This window comes from Vibrio sp. Vb0667, from assembly GCF_033391095.1.
In genome coordinates this window covers 89,720-106,332 of the sequence record NZ_JAWPOL010000001.1, presented here as the reverse complement: position 1 = coordinate 106,332, position 16,613 = coordinate 89,720, and the positions used below count along the sequence as shown (strand labels likewise).

Below are 16,613 nucleotides of genomic sequence, written 5' to 3'. Positions count from 1 at the left end.
AGCGTTATGACTCAGAATATCAAACCGACCCATTTCCGCAGCGAAGGCGATGTCAACACAACACCAGCGCGCCAAGCTTGGAATGCATCGATGGATGACGAACGCACGCAAGCTTTGTTAAAGCGTGATTCAGAGGTCTTTCTTCATCAAGCCATGTCGACACCTTGCTTAGATACCTTGGAAGCAGCAGAAGGCATCTACATTCAAGATGCTACAGGCAAAAAGTACATGGACTTCCATGGCAATAACGTCCACCAGTTGGGCTATGGTCACCCGCATGTGATTAAACGTGTGCAAGAGCAAATTGCCAAACTGCCGTTTTCACCACGTCGTTTTACCAATGAAACCGCGATTGAATGTGCCGAAAAGCTCACCCAAATCTGTGACGGTGAATTGAACCGCGTGTTGTTTGCTCCAGGTGGCACATCTGCAGTGGGCATGGCTCTTAAATTAGCACGCCACATCACGGGCAACTACAAGGTGGTGTCGTTGTGGGATTCCTTCCACGGCGCATCATTGGATGCCATCTCAGTAGGTGGCGAAGCGTGTTTCCGCCAAGGCATGGGACCATTAATGGCAGGTGTTGAACGCATTCCACCAGCAGTGTCTTACCGAGGCGCTTTTCCAGTTGCCGACGGTAGCGATGTGCATTATGCCGACTACCTTGAATACGTGATTGAGAAAGAAGGCGGCGTGGGCGCATTTATTGCAGAAGCGGTTCGTAATACCGACGTTCAAGTGCCAAGCAAAGCCTACTGGAAACGCATCCGCGAAATCTGTGACAAACACAATGTCATGCTGATCATCGACGACATCCCTAACGGCATGGGTCGCAGCGGTGAATGGTTTACCTACCAAGCCTACGACATCGAGCCAGATATGCTCTGCATCGGTAAAGGTTTGGGCGGAGGCTTAGTGCCTATCGCAGCCATGGTGACCAAAGACAAATACAACACTGCTGAGCAAATCTCCATGGGTCATTACACTCATGAGAAAAGCCCTATCGGTTGTGCTGCAGCACTGGCAACCATGGAAGCCATTGAACAAGACGGCTTGCTAGATAAAGCCAAAGCCGACAGCCAGTTCATGCGTGAAAAGCTGCTAGAGATGAAAGCCAAGTACCCAGTGATTGGTGATGTTCGTGGCATCGGCATGTTGTGGGGTATTGAACTGGTCACCGACCACGAGAGCAAAGCACGCGCGTATGACGAAGCGGAAGCTGTGCTTTACCAATGCCTCAACAACGGAGTGAGTTTCAAGGTATCGCAAGGCAATGTGATTCAACTCAGCCCACCGCTGATCATCACCCGCGAACAACTAACAGAAGCGTTGGCAATTTTCGAAGAAGCGATCGCCAAAGTGTGTAAAGACTTTAACTACTTTTAGGGTCGATAGACCTCAACAAAAACCAATTTATCCAGAGCGCGGTTCCAACGTGTAGGCAAGCGCTCTGGCAAGCAAGAAAAAGGATTGAACATGAGCAACTCACCAATTCAAGCAGTGATCTTTGACTGGGCTGGCACTATCGTCGATTTCGGCTCTTTTGCGCCAACCAGCATCTTTGTGGAAGCATTCAAACAAGGCTTTGATTTTGAAATCGACCTTGAGGAAGCGCGCGAACCAATGGGGCTTGGTAAGTGGGATCACATCCAAGCAGTGGGTCGTATTCCTGCCGTTGATAAGCGTTGGAATGAGAAGTTTGGTCGCTCAATGACCAGCGAAGACATCGACGCTATCTACGCAGCATTCATGCCGCTGCAAAAAGCAAAAGTGGCTGACCACGCAGAGCCAATCCTTAATGCGATTGAAGTTGTGAACGGTCTGAAAGACAAAGGCATCAAGATCGGTTCTTGTTCTGGTTACCCTCGCGAAGTGATGGATGTGCTGATTCCTGTGGCTGCGGATTACGGCTACAAACCGGATTACGTAGTAGCAACGGATGACCTGCCGCAAGGTGGTCGCCCAGCACCATTTATGGCACTGAAAAACGTGATTGAGCTGAATGTTACCGATGTTAATGCGTGTATCAAAGTGGATGACGCCGCACCGGGCATCGATGAAGGTCACAACGCAGGTATGTGGACCGTTGGTTTGCTGCTTTCTGGTAACGAAGCAGGCCTAACGTTTGAAGAATACCAAGCCGCGGACGAAGCAACGCTTGATGCCGCTCGTGAAAAAGCGCGTGCAAAACTGCTCAAGAGCTCGCCGCACTACCTTATCGATACGATCGCTGACTTCCCAGAAGTGGTTGCAGATATCGAACGTCGCCTAGCAGCAGGTGAGCGTCCTTAGTAGAGAATCATTATTCTCACGCATAAAAAACCTCTCAGCATCGAGAGGTTTTTTGTATCACGTATTAGTTTCTAACCAAATGAGGTTAGTTGATCGCAGTACTCGCTCGGCGTTTTAGCTTAAAGCCCATGTCCGTTGCATGTTCTACAGGCTCACCTTTAATGGCTTGCAGTAACTTGTCTGCGGCTTTCGTCCCCATACGTTCGTAATCGAATTCCGCACAGGTCAAACTTGGGTAGGCGTGCTCACCCATAGAAGAGCCTTCCAAACAGATAATCGCAATGTCAGTCGGGACTTTCAGCACTCGGCGATGACACTCAAACAACGCGCCAATCGCAATCTCTTCATGGCTACATACCAGAGCATTCAAACTTGAATCGCGCAGCAATAACTTTGCCAACCCTTCCGCACCTAATTGTGAAGATGGCGCTTCGTGGGTGGTTAAGAAATGGTCCGGTGCAAGGTAGTTCTCAATCATCGCGCTTTGCCAGCCGTGTAGCTTACGTTGCAAAGTGGAGTGATCCCCACGCGCACCAATGAAGCCCACGTTCTTGAAGCCTTGCTCAATCACATGCTTGGTACAGGCTTTACCCACCTCAAAATGGTCAACACCGATATTGAGGTAACTGGCTTTCGAACTTAACTCAGCAATTTCCAATACTGGCGTGTTCGAGGCTTCCAAAAGCTGATTAGTACGTTGGCTGTGTTCATTACCAAACAGCACGACTCCGGCTGGGCGGCTCTCAAGAAATGTCGAAAGCAGTTTCTCTTCTTGCTCTACCGAGTAGTCGCTGTAGCCAAGCAGTAACTGATAACCCGCTTTGTTCAACGCTTGTTGAAAGCTCGGTAAGAAAAGCGCGCACGCTTTTTCAAACAGGGAAGGAATGATAAGAGCGATGGAGTAACTTTCAGCAGACGCCAAAGCCCCTGCCGCTTTATTCGGGATATAGCCGAGCTCATCAACCACTTGTTGAATCTTTTCTCTCAGCTTGTCAGATACTAGCTCGGGCGTTCGTAATGCTCTCGACACCGTCATGGTGCCTACGCCGGCTTTTTTAGCGACGTCCGCCAAGGTGACATTGCCAGTACTTCTTCGTTTGCGAGGTTCGCTCATTGTTCTTATTTAGTGTTCTCTATTTTCTGCCGCGACATCTTACCACAGCGTTTTAGTGGTTTTGATATTAGCGCATTAGAAGTCGATCACAAGCATATGAAACTCGGATGACTGATAAAAATGGTAGCGCTATCACAGTTTATGATAGCGCTATCAGATAGCGCTACCATTTGTGATCATTCTCAGGTTTTTCTGACAAATTGATCGATAAAGTACCCATCAACAAAACAACAAACCGGAAAGATCCAATGCTACGTGAACTGATTACCTCTGATGTGATTCGCATCCATTCTGATGCTACTGACTGGAAAGATGCGGTGAGCAAATCCTGTGAAGCACTGATTGAAAATGGCGCGATTGATCCAAGCTACGTGGACGCTATTTACCGCTCACACGAAGAGCTCGGTCCTTACTACGTGGTAGGTCCTGGTATGGCAATGCCACACGCTCGCCCTGAAGATGGCGTTAACCGTTTGTCTCTTGCTATCACGGTGATTCAAAACGGCGTGAACTTCGATTCTGAAGGTAACGACCCAGTGAAAATGCTGGTTACGCTAGCCGCGACAGACAGTAACTCGCACGTGGATGCGATTTCTAAACTGGCTGAGTTGTTTATGAATGAAGAGCATGTAGAAGCCATCTGCTCCGCTCAAAACACACAAGATGTTCTTGCGATCATCGAAAAATACTAACTCCTGATGTGCCCTTCAAAATGGGCATACACCCCTATAAAAAGAAAAGGTCTGAATTATGAAAATTATGGTTGTTTGCGGTCACGGTCTTGGTACTAGCCTAATGATGGAAATGAGCATCAAAGGCATCGTGAAAGAATTGAATGTAAACGCAGAAGTGGATCATATCGATCTAGGTTCTGCAAAAGGTACGGATTGTGACATCTTCATCGGTACTAACGACATCGTTGAGCAGTTGAACGCACTGGGCGTTGAACCACGCATCGTTGCGCTTGATAACATGGTCGACAAAGTGGCAATGAAAGAGCGTCTATCTGTGGCACTTCAAGAGCTTGGCGCTCTATAAGGTGGCGTTATGGAATTTTTCAGTTTCTTAATGAACGATGTCCTATCAGAGCCGGCGGTTCTGGTAGGTCTTATCGCCCTAATCGGCTTAATTGCCCAGAAAAAACCGGTCACCGAGTGCATTAAAGGCACGGTAAAAACCATTCTTGGTTTCATCGTGCTTGGTGCGGGTGCGGGTCTGGTTGTAACTTCTCTGGGTGACTTTGCGACGATTTTCCAACACGCGTTCGGCATCACTGGCGTGGTTCCAAACAACGAAGCTATCGTCTCTATCGCGCAAGAAGCGTTTGGTAAAGAGATGGCGATGATCATGTTCTTCGGTATGTTAGTGAACATCTTGATCGCTCGCTTCACGCCATGGAAATTCATCTTCCTAACAGGTCACCACACGCTATTTATGTCGATGATGGTAGCGGCGATCCTTGCTTCTAGCGGCATGAAAGGTGTTCCACTGATCGCACTTGGCTCTCTGGTTGTGGGCTCTGTGATGGTGTTCTTCCCTGCGATTGTTCACAAGTACATGAAGCAAGTAACAGGTTCTGACGACGTTGCGATTGGTCACTTCTCTACCCTTTCTTACGTGCTAGCGGGCTTTATTGGCAGCAAGTTCGGTAACAAAGAACACTCTACTGAAGAGATGAACGTACCTAAGAGCTTGTTGTTCCTACGTGATACGCCAGTAGCAATCTCGTTCACCATGGGCATCATCTTTATGGTGACGTGTATCTTCGCTGGCGGTGACTTTGTACGCGAAGTTAGCGGTGGTAAGCACTGGTTCATGTTCGCGCTGATGCAATCCATCACATTCGCCGGTGGTGTGTACGTTATCCTTCAAGGTGTACGTATGGTTATCGCAGAAATCGTTCCGGCGTTTAAAGGCATCTCAGACAAACTAGTACCAAACGCGAAACCTGCGCTTGATTGTCCGGTTGTATTCCCATACGCACCAAACGCAGTATTGGTTGGCTTCCTATCGAGCTTTGCGGCGGGTCTTTTGGGTATGTTCCTACTTTACGTGATGGGGCTTACTGTGATTATCCCTGGTGTCGTTCCACACTTCTTTGTAGGTGCAGCGGCAGGTGTATTTGGTAACGCTACAGGTGGTCGTCGCGGTGCAATCTTGGGTGCTTTTGCACAAGGTCTACTGATTACCTTCCTACCAGTATTCCTAATGCCAGTACTGGGTGACCTAGGTTTTGCTAACACGACCTTTAGTGACGCAGACTTCGGCGCTGTTGGTATCCTACTGGGTCTGATTGTTCGCTAAGTAGTTAGTCTGAATATAACTAGCTGATAACTGACTTGATTGATGCGCGAATAGGCTCATCGGCATCAATCTTCAAGAATATCTCGTCATAGCAAACGACTGGCTTTAGAAGAAACCAGTCATAAAAAATAATCATAGAAAACAATCGTAGAAAGAAAACAAACGCCCCTCACGTGAGGGGCGTTTTTCTTTTTGGCACTATCTTAAGGAGGTTTGGCTTATTGAAGCGTATTTCCGTTAGATAGCAGCTTTCTTGTCGGCTCTTGCTCGGTGTATTCGACCGCATCGTGAGCGGCGAGCTTCTCAACTTTCGCCTGTTCACCCACCACAATCAACACGTGTTGTTTCACCAGAGCGTCGACCACTTCAATGTTGTGCTGACGAAGAAGCGCTCTCACTTCGCTCTCTTTTCCTTCATGATACTTAACAAAGTAACGTGCAGGTTGCTGCTCGGCTTGATCTTGGCGTTCATCCACGAGAGGAAATCCTTGATTGTTTGCCAAGCTGCTTGAGCTCAGTCCGATTGCCAATAGTGCGGTAGCGCCTACCGCAGACAAAGAAAGTAAGGTCAACTTCTTCATAGTCACTCCTTATTGAAAGGTCAGAGTCCAACTGTTGATGGTGCCTGTGTCTCTTCTGGCACTGTCCACCGCTTTTAGTTCCCATGTACCTTGCGATTCAAAACCAGAAAAATCCGCTTGGAACGTATTTTTTATATCGTTAGCGCTGCTGCCGGTATTATTGTGAAGTACAACTTCTCCACCAGTCGGTGACGTTACAGTCACTCGTAAATCACCGATGTAAGTGTGGCTAATATCAACGTCAATACTTACTGTGCCTGAATCACCAGAGCGATCGACTTCTACTGCACTGATTGCGCCAGAAGATTTATTATCTGGAATCGCGACAGGGCTGGTATTTGAGAAGCTAGAATCCGAAGAGCTACCACCATCAGGTCCATTACAGCCAGCGTCCAAGAACAGCTTCGCCGCTTCAGCATTAACTAGGCCGTGGCCAGTACGGTTGTCTCGACCAGCAACATCAATATCTGTTGCAGTTTTCACTAGTGCATTACGCACTTGCGCTGCTGTACAGGTTGGGTGGTAACTCCACACCAAGCCAGCTACGCCCGTTACGTGCGGTGTCGCCATTGATGTACCATTGTAGTATTCGTAATCTTCACCAGAGGTTGTTGCAACAGTAATTTCCTGACCAACATACCCCAACAGCTCTTGACCAAATGCACGATCAACCGTTACCGAAACCATACGATAAGCGTTGTTTGTGTCTACCAAGAATGGGTTTTGTAAACCAGGTAGTTCAGAGTTGCTGTATACGATTGCAGCTCGCGCACCCGCATTGTAACAAGCCTGAACCGCATCCACTTCAGGGTAGTTTCCTGAAGACTGGTTGCCAATACGCTCAGTCAAACAAATTTTGCCCGACATATCACCACAGTTAAAGTTACCGCCAGAGACATCACAGCTATCTAGCGTTGCCGTTACTGAACCCGCGATTGGATCCGGAACATACGAAGAACCGTTATTGATCAAACGATTGTGAGGAACAATCCCACGATCAAACTGACTGACACCATTCAAGGTAATATCAGAAAGTTTACCTTCACCTACCGTAACCGTTGATAAGATCGCCACACCCGGGCCTGAGATCTCAACTTGATTAGTAGATTGTGAGAACGCTGCATGATCATTTTGATTATCAACAGCCGCAACAGACATCACTGAGTCATAAGAAGCTGGATAGCTGTGCGCTGTATTGCCATCATTACCCGCAGCGGCGATCAATAGAACGCCTTGATCGTAAATATTTTGCAGTGCATTTTGCTCAGTTCGGCTTGATTGACTACCACCAAGGCTCATGTTCACAACGTTAGCACCATTATCGGCACAGGTCTGGATTGCTTTAACAAGCCCAGATGAGTAACCCCAACCCGATTCGTTAAATACTTTCACGATGTGCAAATTAACATTCTGGTTTGGCATCACACCCTTTACACCTTCGGTGTTGGCAATCGCAGCAATCGTACCCGCGACGTGAGTACCGTGGGCATTGTTGTTACCCGGATCACTCCATGATCCCGTACCACTATCGTTAGTACCAGCAACGCGGTTACCGCTTAGGTCGTTGTGCGAAATGTCGTACCCTGAATCGATAATACATACAGTGCGATTACCCGCATTGAAGTCAGCTAGCAGTTGAGCATTAACCGCTTCATATCCCCATGGGGTCGTTTCGCTGAGCAAATAGCGAGGTGGATCGACTTCCACGTATTCCACATCACTACGATTGCGAAGCGGCTCTAAGTCATCGCCATCCAATTCAACGCTGTAAATGGCGCGATTGCCTAGTTTTTCCACCTTACGTGCCTTCACCTGTTCTAGAACAGACTCCTGCGCGATTCGTGGCCCCCAGAATGAGTTACCACCCATTGAAGAACGGCTGACTGCATCTTCTTTGAATTTGACGATGTACTTCGTCGGTAACTTAGATTCATCAAATCCCATTGGTGGAGCCGCAAACGCTGACATCGAAGTGGTCAGTGCTATTGCTACGGCAGACAACGAAAATAAGCCTTGTTTTTTACTTGTTGTGTAGTGCATTTGCCCTATTCCTTATTTGAGCTAATTTTTATTCACTATATTCTCATGAAAAGTCATCATCATGATGTTTGCATGAGAGCTTCAGCTATAGTTTACAGAGCAAAAATGCCAAACAATTTGTTTCATAAATATACAAATTTGTACAAAAGATCATTCAATAAACACTTTAAGTTAACATTAAAAATCACCGACAAAACCTTATAAAGCAATTACTTAATTAACAAAAAGTGAATGTTAAATTAATGTTAGTGAGTAATTATTCTAAATATCACCCATTTAATCGATTGCTATGCTGAATGGATTTTTTGACCGTGGTGCCAAAACTGAAATATTGAATATTTAGTTGTTGACTGTCTTGAGCATTTACTCAGAATTAGAAGGTTTAGTGAGAAAAATTCTCATCTAAATACTGTTATAGCCGAGCGTATTCACGCATTCGGAACAATAACCATTACAAGAAGAGTGAATGATGAAAAAAACAATCACACTATTAACTGCATTACTTCCGCTTGCCTCCGCCATTGCAGAGGAGCCAACTTTATCACCAGCAATGGTTTCTGCGGCTGAAGTGGTTAGCGCGCAAGAAAATCAAACTTATACGTACGTTCGATGCTGGTATCGTACGAGCCACTCTAAGGACGATGCGGCTACCGATTGGAAATGGGCAAAAAACCAAGATGGTAGTGACTTCACTATCGATGGCTATTGGTGGAGCTCTGTTTCATTTAAAAACATGTTCTACACCAATACCTCACAAAACGTAATTCGTCAGCGTTGTGAAGAAACACTAGATCTAGCGAACGAGAACGCAGACATTACATTTTTTGCTGCTGACAATCGTTATTCTTATAACCACACGATCTGGAGCAATGATGCTGCAATGCAACCAGATCAGATAAACAAAGTAGTGGCTTTAGGCGATAGCTTGTCTGATACAGGCAACATCTTTAACGCGTCCCAATGGCGCTTCCCTAACCCGAATAGCTGGTTCTTGGGTCACTTCTCAAACGGTTTTGTTTGGACGGAATACGTTGCTAAAGCCAAAAACTTACCGCTATACAACTGGGCAGTTGGTGGCGCAGCAGGTGAAAACCAATACATCGCGCTAACTGGTGTCGGCGAACAAGTTTCTTCTTACTTAACCTACACAAAGCTGGCGAAGAACTACAACCCTGCTAACACATTGTTTACGTTAGAGTTTGGTTTAAATGATTTCATGAACTACAACCGTAGCGTGCCGGAAGTAAAAGCGGATTACGCTGAAGCTCTGATTCGTTTAACAGACGCTGGCGCGAAGAACTTCATGTTGATGACACTGCCTGATGCAACCAAAGCACCACAGTTCAAATACTCAACACAGGAAGAAATTGAAACGATTCGTGCGAAAGTATTGAAGATGAACGAGTTCATCAAAGCACAAGCGATGTACTACAAAGCCCAAGGCTACAACATCGCATTGTTTGATACACACGCACTGTTTGAGAAGTTAACCTCGGCACCAGAAGAACACGGTTTCGTAAATGCAAGCGACCCTTGCTTAGACATCAACCGTTCATCCTCTGTTGACTACATGTACACTCACTCATTACGTTCTGAATGTGCAGCATCTGGCGCAGATAAGTTCGTGTTCTGGGATGTGACTCACCCAACCACAGCAACGCATCGTTATGTGGCTGAAAAAATGTTAGAAAGCAGCAATAACTTAGAAGAGTTTCGCTTTTAATAAGCCGTTGTTGTTCATTGCAAGTTAATCTGCATAAAAATGACCACGATGCTTCGTGGTCATTTTTTATCGATATCGACCCCCGATAACGGGTTTATTTGAGCTCGCTTACTTCAAGCCGTTGATTTAGAGACGTTGACTTTGAGCAGTCTCATTCAGCGTTCTGTTTTGGTACGTTACCGCGGAAGCTGTTCACCATAATAGAGATCAACGTCTTTAAGGTTTCATCATCACTGCGGTATGAGTAGGCTCGTATACCCGTAAACTGAACCTGGAACAACTGAGCAAGAAGCAATGTATCCTGGGCTTCAATTTCGCCATTCTCGATTGCTCGCTCAAACAGCTTTGCAAGAAAAGATTCAAATTGGTTTGCTAAGCTGTTTGTTTGATTGCGCAGCGCATTAAAATCCTCAGCAAATTCACTTGCTGATTTGACTAACATGCACACTTCACTGGGATTGGAGTCTCGCTGATTGATAACCACATCAATCGCGAAAGCTTCTATTGCATCTAGAACCGTTGTGTTCTGAGCTAAATGCAACTCAAACAGGGCTTGCAAGTTCGCAACGTACATTTTTAGCGCTTCACAATATAGCCCCTCTTTTGACCCAAACGTCGCATAAATACTTCCAGGACGCAGATTAACGCTATCTTGTAAATCACGTGTAGATGTTGCATGAAAACCTTTCTTCCAGAATAGATCCGAGGCGGCTTTCACCACTTCATCACGTTGGAATTTCTTTGTATTCGCCATGAGCAATTATCAATTTTGAACATATGCTCAATTTTATATTGAGCGACCGCTCAAAATCAACTATCCTGTTCTTGCCTAATCCGCTCATATCCAATTACAGGAGATTTAAACATGGCAGAATTTAAACTGTATACCGCAGAAAACGCACCCGAAGGATCAAAGCACCTGATTGAAAATTCAGTCAAAGCGTTTGGCATGCTACCAAATCTTCATGCTGTTATGGCTGAAGCGCCAACCTTGCTTGAGGGTTATCAAGTTGTGCATGAGCTATTTCAACAAACATCATTTAACGCAGAAGAATTGACCGTCGTATGGCAAACCATCAACGTTGAACATGGTTGTCACTACTGCGTTCCTGCTCATAGTGCGATCGCGGCGTCAATGAAAGTGGATCAGGAGATTGTTGATGCTCTCGTCAACCAAACACCATTGGCAGACGAAAAACTTGAAACACTACGAGAAACAACGCTTCAAATGGTGCGTCAACGTGGTGTAGTGGAAGAGTCTCAGATAGAGAAGTTCTTTGCGGCGGGTTACGGACAGCAGCAACTGCTTGAAATTGTACTTGGTCTAGCGCAAAAAGTGATGAGTAACTACACCAATCACCTAGCTGACACTCCGGTTGATGCACCTTTCAAGAAGTTCGCCAAGTAACTTAAGCTTTTATTACTGGTCCCATTGATGGGACCAGTAATACCTTCAAAAAAGGCTTTGTTCATGACGCTTCGCTAGTGTGCGCTGATCCCTAATTACAACGGCGCAACGTCGGTTCCTCCTAAAGACTGGTAAAGCGTAACCTGAGTGAGAAACTGGTTGTAGCGGTTTTCCAACAAAGAAGCTTGCGCGTTTCTGGTGTCTTCTTGTGCATTCAAATAGTCCATGATCGATGTCGAGCCATACTGATACCGCGCAGCATAAATGGACTCAGCAGCACTTGCGGCATCATACTGCTCTTGTAAACGCGCCGCTTGATACTTCAATTTTTCTCGTGCTGACAAGGCATTTTCGACATCTTGGAAGGCGGCGTACAACACTTGGCGATAGCTCACAATGGCCGATTGATAGTCTAAATCGGCAATGGCTTGGCTGTTTTTCATCTCATTCCACTGCAAAAACGGTAGCGTCATATCCGCACCTAAACTGCCGATCGGGTTGGAAAGCAGGTCTTTGAGCGCTTGTGACGATCCACCCAAAGCCCCAGTGAGCGTCAGCTTAGGCAAATAGTCCAAATCTGCTGCGTCTTTATTTGCTAGCGCGGCTTTGACTTCGTAAATCGCTGCTTTAATGTCGGGTCTGCGGATCAATAAATCAGACGGAGCACCAACACTCAACGATGGCATATCGCCTTCAGGCAGCATTTGGATGGTTGCACTGATGCTCTTCGGCGGTTGATTGAACAAAATCGCAAAGGCGTTGTTTGCCTCAAGTAAACTCTGTTCAAATTCACTTTGCTGCGCTTGTAAGCTTGCCAACGTACGTTTGGCTTCAAGCACATCTAACTGATCCACAGCGCCAAGTTGGTACTGTTTTTCAATCAATTGTAGCGTTTGAGCTGCGTCTTCCACATTACGCTGACTGAGGTTTAAACGCTGTTTCAGATAGCCGATTTGCCAGTATAACGATGCCGTCGTTGCCACCAAACTTTGTGCGGTCGCCTCGCGATCTTGTTGACTTGCCATCGCCGTCCACTTGGCTTGGTCAACGTCCGCCGAGATTTTTCCCCACAAATCCAACTCGTAATTGACGGACAAGTTAGTGCTGTAGCTATCTGCCGATTCCCCGCTATCAAGAGATTTTTGAACTTGTCCTGATGTGGAAGAACTCAACGTAGGGAAAAGGTCATCTTGCGCTAAACCCAGCTGTAAACGCGCTTTCTTTAGCGTTAGCGTTGCCAGCGTCAAATCGTTGTTTTGAGCCAACACTTGAGTAATGTATTGATTAAGCGTTGGGTCGTTAAACGCCAACCACCAAGGATCCATACTGACATCACCCGCAACATGCATCTGCTGCCAACTTGCAGGCACTTGCACCGAAGGTGCTTGATAGTCACTACGCATAAGCGACCCACAACCTGACAACCACACTGCGCTTAAGGCAGCCGCGACCAATCGAGTCTTGAATTTCATTGTGTTACTCATTTTTAGTCTCTCGCTAGCGCTTCTATCGGATCGAGTTTGGCGGCATTGCGAGCGGGTAAAAAGCCGAAGGCGATGCCAATCAACGTTGAGCAAATAAACGCCCAGATGATCGAGTTCATTGAGTAAATCATTTGGAAGCTGCTGCCAGATGTACTGAATGCAAAACCAATCAAAAATGCCAAGCCAATACCAGCAATGCCACCACACAAACACACCAGTACCGCTTCAATCAAAAACTGACGCAAAATATCCGCTTGCCGCGCACCCACAGCCATTCGTACACCGATCTCTTTCGTGCGCTCTGTCACCGACACCAACATGATGTTCATTACGCCAATTCCGCCGACAATTAGGGAGATCACCGCAATCGCTGAGATCAGTAACGTCATGGTTGCGGTGGTTTTCTCGATGCTCTGACGAATGGTGTCAGTGTTAATCGTGAAGAAATCTTCTGTACCGTGGCGCATTTTTAACAAGTTGATGATGCTCTGCTCTACCGCCGCACTTGGGGCGTTCTCATCAATCCGTACAGTAATGCCGTTGAGGTAGCGTTGTCCCATCATTCGTCCCGACATAGTGGTGTATGGCACCCAAATTTTCAGCGCGTCGCTGTTTCCAAACGCGTCTTCTTTTTTCTGCGTGACACCCACAATACGCACTGGCAATGAACCTAGAAAAATCACTTCACCAATCGGATTTCTATCCGCAAACATTTCCTTTCTGGTGTTGTCATCAATCACTGCTTCTTGGGCGAGTGAGTTCACGCTCTCTTCATCCCAAAACTGACCTTTGGCGATCTCATAACCGCGCACACGAAAATAATCTTCCCCAACCCCTTCCACAGACGCGGTTGCATCCTGATTGGCGTAACGCACGGTTAAGCTGTTGGATAAAGACGGCGTGACACTGTCGACAAAAGGTAGACTCTCCAACGATTTGGCATCGTCGGCGGTTAGCGTTTTCACTCGTCCGGAGCGGCGGTCACCAAACCCTTTGCCCGGCCTGACATCAATGGTGTTTGTTCCCATGGATGAAATATTCGACAAAATTTGCTGTTGTGAACCATTACCTAGTGCCACCACGGAAACCACCGAAGCTATACCAATAATGATGCCGAGCATGGTCAAAAACGTGCGCATTCTGTGGCTAGACATCGCCAGCAGCGCCATTTTGAGCGCGTCAATAAAACTGTCCCACTTCCACCACTTACTGGCGGCTTGCGCTGGGCGATGAAAAGATGCGCTCGGTGTCTTTTCTGCTTGCTCATTAATTACAACTTGTGCATTTGGCGTATCTGCAATGATTTCACCATCTTTGATTTCAATGATGCGATCCGCAAAGTTCGCCACGTTCATATCATGAGTCACTAAGATGATCGTATGCCCAAGTTGATGCAACTCTTTAAGCAGTGCCATCATCTCTTGCCCACTGTGACTGTCTAATGCGCCAGTGGGCTCATCAGCAAGAATCACCTCACCACCGTTCATCAGTGCACGAGCAACACTCACGCGCTGTTGCTGGCCACCACTCAGTTGGCTGGGCTTGTGAGTCAAACGATCTTCCAGCCCCAAGCGAGCCAATAACGACTGCGCTCGCTCCGTTCTTTGACGATGAGGAACTCCCGCGTAAACCGCAGGTACTTCCACGTTTGCCACCGCGGTTAAGTCCCCCAGCAAATGGTAACGCTGGAATATAAAGCCAAAATACTCGCGGCGCAGTTCCGCCAGTTGGTCGGATTCCAACGTCGAGACATCTTGCCCATTAATGAAGTATCGACCACTGGACGGTTTATCCAAGCAGCCGAGCACATTCATCAGCGTCGATTTACCTGAGCCTGATGCACCCACGATCGCGACCATTTCACCGCGTTTTATCTCTAAATTAATGTGGTTCAACACGGTAAGCGACTCGTCGCCAGAGACAAATCGTCGAGTTAAATCCTCAACTTTTAAAAGCACGTCACTCATCTTAGAACCTCATCGGAGGTCGACGACGATCACCTCGGCTTGATGATTCTCCATCCATAGCATTGCCAAGAACAACTTGGTCGCCCTCCTTCAAACCTGAGAGAATTTCTGCGTTCACTTTGTTGTTGATACCCACTGTCACGGGCTTTTGCACCACTTGGCCCTGTTCAAGCACTGGCACGGTATAGTTGCCTTTGCCGCCAGATTTTTGCAGCACTTGTGAAGGGACAATCAAGGTATTTTCCGATTGCTCAAGGACAATCGAAACTTGCGCAGTCATGCCGATGCGCAAAATGCCTTGCGGGTTCTTCACATCAAATACAGCGTTGTAGTAAATGGCGTCGCTATCTGAAATGCTCAAATCGCTGTCATCGCCATCCATGATGGTTGGCCCCGGCTCAATGGCGCGCAGTGTGCCTTTAAACTGCTGATTCGGTTTGCCTAAAATGGTGAACAGCGCCATTTGGCCTGGGTGAACAAAAATCACATCGGCTTCCGAAATTTCGGCTTTCACCGTCATCGTATCTAGCTTGGCTAACTCGATAATAGTTGGCGTGGTTTGATTGGCGTTTACGGTTTGTCCTTCTTCCACCGCGGTGTAGACCACCGTGCCATCCATCGGTGCGTTGATGGTGGTGTAACCGAGATCTAACTGCGCATTGTCGACGTTGATTTTGGCTTTCTCGATTTCGGCATCCAGTTGCGCTAACTCGGCTTTGTAGATGGCGAGCGTCGCTTCGGCATTCTCGTAATCAGCTCGTGAGCTCGCTTTCGCTGCCAACATGCCTTTTTGGCGCACGTATTCATAGTTTGCTTGTTTAATCTGCGCTTGCTTAGCCTGGTACTGAGCGTTGAGACTATTAAGAGACGCTTGGGCTTCTTTGAGGCTATTTTGCTGAGTCAGGCTGTCAATCTGTGCAATCAAGTCTCCCTGTTTTATCTCATCCCCTAAGTTCACAGCGAGGCGTTGAATTTGCCCAGATACTTGCGCACCTACATTCACCAATTTGGACGCTTGCAACATGCCGTTGGCTAATACCGCCTTTTCGATATTGCCTTTGCGAACGACTTCTGTCGCGTAAGGAGAAATGGGTTCTGGACGTTGCAGATAATGATAACCACCAGCACCAATAGCAAGTAGGCCACACAAAACGAGCCATTTTTTATTGAGTTTCATAGCAGGAGTGAAGTAAATAATCGTTTTGATTTTATACTGCTATTTGTCTTAGCCGTACAGGGTACGAGACGTAAAGATAGGTAAATTAACGTCAAGAAACTGAGTGAATAACTTCACTAACGTGAAAAATCAGAGATATTATAGTCACTTCAAAACTTTATTATTCAATACGTATAGCAAAGACCATTTTTAATATAGAAATTCAAGTTATAAGTATTATAAACAAAACTTTTAAATACCAAAAAACTAGTAAAAACTAAACTTATTCAATATGCAATCATTTTAAATTTCATGATGGTCACTTTGATGATTGAATTTAAAGAGGAGTTAAGTGGCAAGTTAAATAAAAAATACCCACATAACACAGGTAAGACCGAGAGGAGTGTGTCATGTGGGTTTAAACGATAGTTCTCTTGCTGATTTGAACTACCAACGTTGGGATGCAATGGAAATACAAATGACTCAGAGTTTCCATCACGGACACTTTATCGCTGGATTTCCCTCTATTTGTTAGGGAACAGTC

General features: G+C 46.5%; 14 protein-coding genes. 7 read left to right on the top strand and 7 right to left on the bottom strand.

The genetic code is table 11. The annotated features are described in order from the left end of the window. The first annotated feature begins 6 nt into the window (after positions 1-6). Together R8269_RS00485 and phnX are read left to right on the top strand one after the other, a co-directional pair. Positions 7-1,386 (top strand): aspartate aminotransferase family protein, encoded by a 1,380-nt coding sequence (locus R8269_RS00485; protein ID WP_213965383.1) that lies wholly within the window; start codon positions 7-9, stop codon positions 1,384-1,386. Positions 1,387-1,476: 90 nt separating this feature from the next. Next, positions 1,477-2,292, top strand: coding sequence for a phosphonoacetaldehyde hydrolase (gene phnX, locus R8269_RS00480; protein ID WP_042523361.1), 816 nt, complete (start codon positions 1,477-1,479; stop codon positions 2,290-2,292). A gap of 85 nt (positions 2,293-2,377) precedes the next feature. Here phnX and R8269_RS00475 read toward each other — a convergent pair whose 3' ends face one another. Next, on the bottom strand, positions 2,378-3,406 hold the full coding sequence (locus tag R8269_RS00475) for a LacI family DNA-binding transcriptional regulator (RefSeq protein ID WP_005442357.1): 1,029 nt from the start codon (positions 3,404-3,406) through the stop codon (positions 2,378-2,380). Positions 3,407-3,654: 248 nt separating this feature from the next. Between R8269_RS00475 and R8269_RS00470 the strand changes: the two genes are divergently transcribed. From R8269_RS00470 to R8269_RS00460, 3 genes are read left to right on the top strand one after another with little or no spacing between them, the layout of a single operon-like run. Continuing rightward, the gene (locus R8269_RS00470; RefSeq protein WP_138939772.1) at positions 3,655-4,098 is read left to right on the top strand and encodes a PTS sugar transporter subunit IIA; all 444 of its coding nucleotides are present in this window, start codon (positions 3,655-3,657) and stop codon (positions 4,096-4,098) included. A gap of 58 nt (positions 4,099-4,156) precedes the next feature. Continuing rightward, entirely contained in the window at positions 4,157-4,444 is a 288-nt protein-coding gene (locus R8269_RS00465) for a PTS sugar transporter subunit IIB (RefSeq protein WP_005374080.1), read from the top strand. Positions 4,445-4,453: 9 nt separating this feature from the next. Beyond that, positions 4,454-5,710 (top strand): PTS ascorbate transporter subunit IIC, encoded by a 1,257-nt coding sequence (locus R8269_RS00460; RefSeq protein ID WP_138939774.1) that lies wholly within the window; start codon positions 4,454-4,456, stop codon positions 5,708-5,710. 218 nt (positions 5,711-5,928) lie between these two features. Here R8269_RS00460 and R8269_RS00455 read toward each other — a convergent pair whose 3' ends face one another. Beyond that, entirely contained in the window at positions 5,929-6,291 is a 363-nt protein-coding gene (locus R8269_RS00455) for an ATPase (protein WP_213906004.1), read from the bottom strand. Positions 6,292-6,300: 9 nt separating this feature from the next. Continuing rightward, complete coding sequence (locus tag R8269_RS00450) at positions 6,301-8,331, bottom strand: S8 family serine peptidase (RefSeq protein ID WP_318222421.1); 2,031 nt, start codon at positions 8,329-8,331, stop codon at positions 6,301-6,303. 466 nt (positions 8,332-8,797) lie between these two features. Between R8269_RS00450 and R8269_RS00445 the strand changes: the two genes are divergently transcribed. Continuing rightward, positions 8,798-10,054, top strand: coding sequence for a type 2 secretion system lipase (locus R8269_RS00445; RefSeq protein ID WP_017819748.1), 1,257 nt, complete (start codon positions 8,798-8,800; stop codon positions 10,052-10,054). 151 nt (positions 10,055-10,205) lie between these two features. Here R8269_RS00445 and R8269_RS00440 read toward each other — a convergent pair whose 3' ends face one another. Beyond that, on the bottom strand, positions 10,206-10,808 hold the full coding sequence (locus tag R8269_RS00440; protein WP_005384344.1) for a TetR/AcrR family transcriptional regulator: 603 nt from the start codon (positions 10,806-10,808) through the stop codon (positions 10,206-10,208). 111 nt (positions 10,809-10,919) lie between these two features. On the opposite strand from R8269_RS00440, the gene R8269_RS00435 reads away from it, so the two are divergent. Continuing rightward, positions 10,920-11,462: a carboxymuconolactone decarboxylase family protein gene (locus tag R8269_RS00435; protein ID WP_005374097.1), complete on the top strand. Its 543-nt coding sequence runs from the start codon at positions 10,920-10,922 to the stop codon at positions 11,460-11,462. A 95-nt stretch (positions 11,463-11,557) separates the two neighbouring features. On the opposite strand, the gene R8269_RS00430 is transcribed toward R8269_RS00435, so the two are convergent. Genes R8269_RS00430 through R8269_RS00420 form a run of 3 tightly spaced genes read right to left on the bottom strand, consistent with a single transcriptional unit; the run spans position 11,558 to position 16,090 of the window. Then, a complete protein-coding gene (locus R8269_RS00430; protein ID WP_318222420.1) occupies positions 11,558-12,934 on the bottom strand; it encodes an efflux transporter outer membrane subunit in 1,377 nt (458 codons plus the stop codon). A 14-nt stretch (positions 12,935-12,948) separates the two neighbouring features. Further along, positions 12,949-14,913, bottom strand: a complete 1,965-nt coding sequence (locus R8269_RS00425) for a MacB family efflux pump subunit (protein ID WP_025594350.1) — start codon at positions 14,911-14,913, stop codon at positions 12,949-12,951. Between the two features lies 1 nt (position 14,914). Beyond that, positions 14,915-16,090, bottom strand: a complete 1,176-nt coding sequence (locus R8269_RS00420) for an efflux RND transporter periplasmic adaptor subunit (RefSeq protein WP_213971496.1) — start codon at positions 16,088-16,090, stop codon at positions 14,915-14,917. Positions 16,091-16,613: the final 523 nt, after the last annotated feature.

What these genes read in the sequence shown, in the direction of transcription:
- R8269_RS00485 (WP_213965383.1), top strand. Translation starts at nt 7, where the DNA reads ATGACTCAGAATATCAAACCGACCCATTTCCGCAGCGAAGGCGATGTC.
- phnX (WP_042523361.1), top strand. Translation starts at nt 1,477, where the DNA reads ATGAGCAACTCACCAATTCAAGCAGTGATCTTTGACTGGGCTGGCACT.
- R8269_RS00475 (WP_005442357.1), bottom strand. Translation starts at nt 3,406, where the DNA reads ATGAGCGAACCTCGCAAACGAAGAAGTACTGGCAATGTCACCTTGGCG.
- R8269_RS00470 (WP_138939772.1), top strand. Translation starts at nt 3,655, where the DNA reads ATGCTACGTGAACTGATTACCTCTGATGTGATTCGCATCCATTCTGAT.
- R8269_RS00465 (WP_005374080.1), top strand. Translation starts at nt 4,157, where the DNA reads ATGAAAATTATGGTTGTTTGCGGTCACGGTCTTGGTACTAGCCTAATG.
- R8269_RS00460 (WP_138939774.1), top strand. Translation starts at nt 4,454, where the DNA reads ATGGAATTTTTCAGTTTCTTAATGAACGATGTCCTATCAGAGCCGGCG.
- R8269_RS00455 (WP_213906004.1), bottom strand. Translation starts at nt 6,291, where the DNA reads ATGAAGAAGTTGACCTTACTTTCTTTGTCTGCGGTAGGCGCTACCGCA.
- R8269_RS00450 (WP_318222421.1), bottom strand. Translation starts at nt 8,331, where the DNA reads ATGCACTACACAACAAGTAAAAAACAAGGCTTATTTTCGTTGTCTGCC.
- R8269_RS00445 (WP_017819748.1), top strand. Translation starts at nt 8,798, where the DNA reads ATGATGAAAAAAACAATCACACTATTAACTGCATTACTTCCGCTTGCC.
- R8269_RS00440 (WP_005384344.1), bottom strand. Translation starts at nt 10,808, where the DNA reads ATGGCGAATACAAAGAAATTCCAACGTGATGAAGTGGTGAAAGCCGCC.
- R8269_RS00435 (WP_005374097.1), top strand. Translation starts at nt 10,920, where the DNA reads ATGGCAGAATTTAAACTGTATACCGCAGAAAACGCACCCGAAGGATCA.
- R8269_RS00430 (WP_318222420.1), bottom strand. Translation starts at nt 12,934, where the DNA reads ATGAAATTCAAGACTCGATTGGTCGCGGCTGCCTTAAGCGCAGTGTGG.
- R8269_RS00425 (WP_025594350.1), bottom strand. Translation starts at nt 14,913, where the DNA reads ATGAGTGACGTGCTTTTAAAAGTTGAGGATTTAACTCGACGATTTGTC.
- R8269_RS00420 (WP_213971496.1), bottom strand. Translation starts at nt 16,090, where the DNA reads ATGAAACTCAATAAAAAATGGCTCGTTTTGTGTGGCCTACTTGCTATT.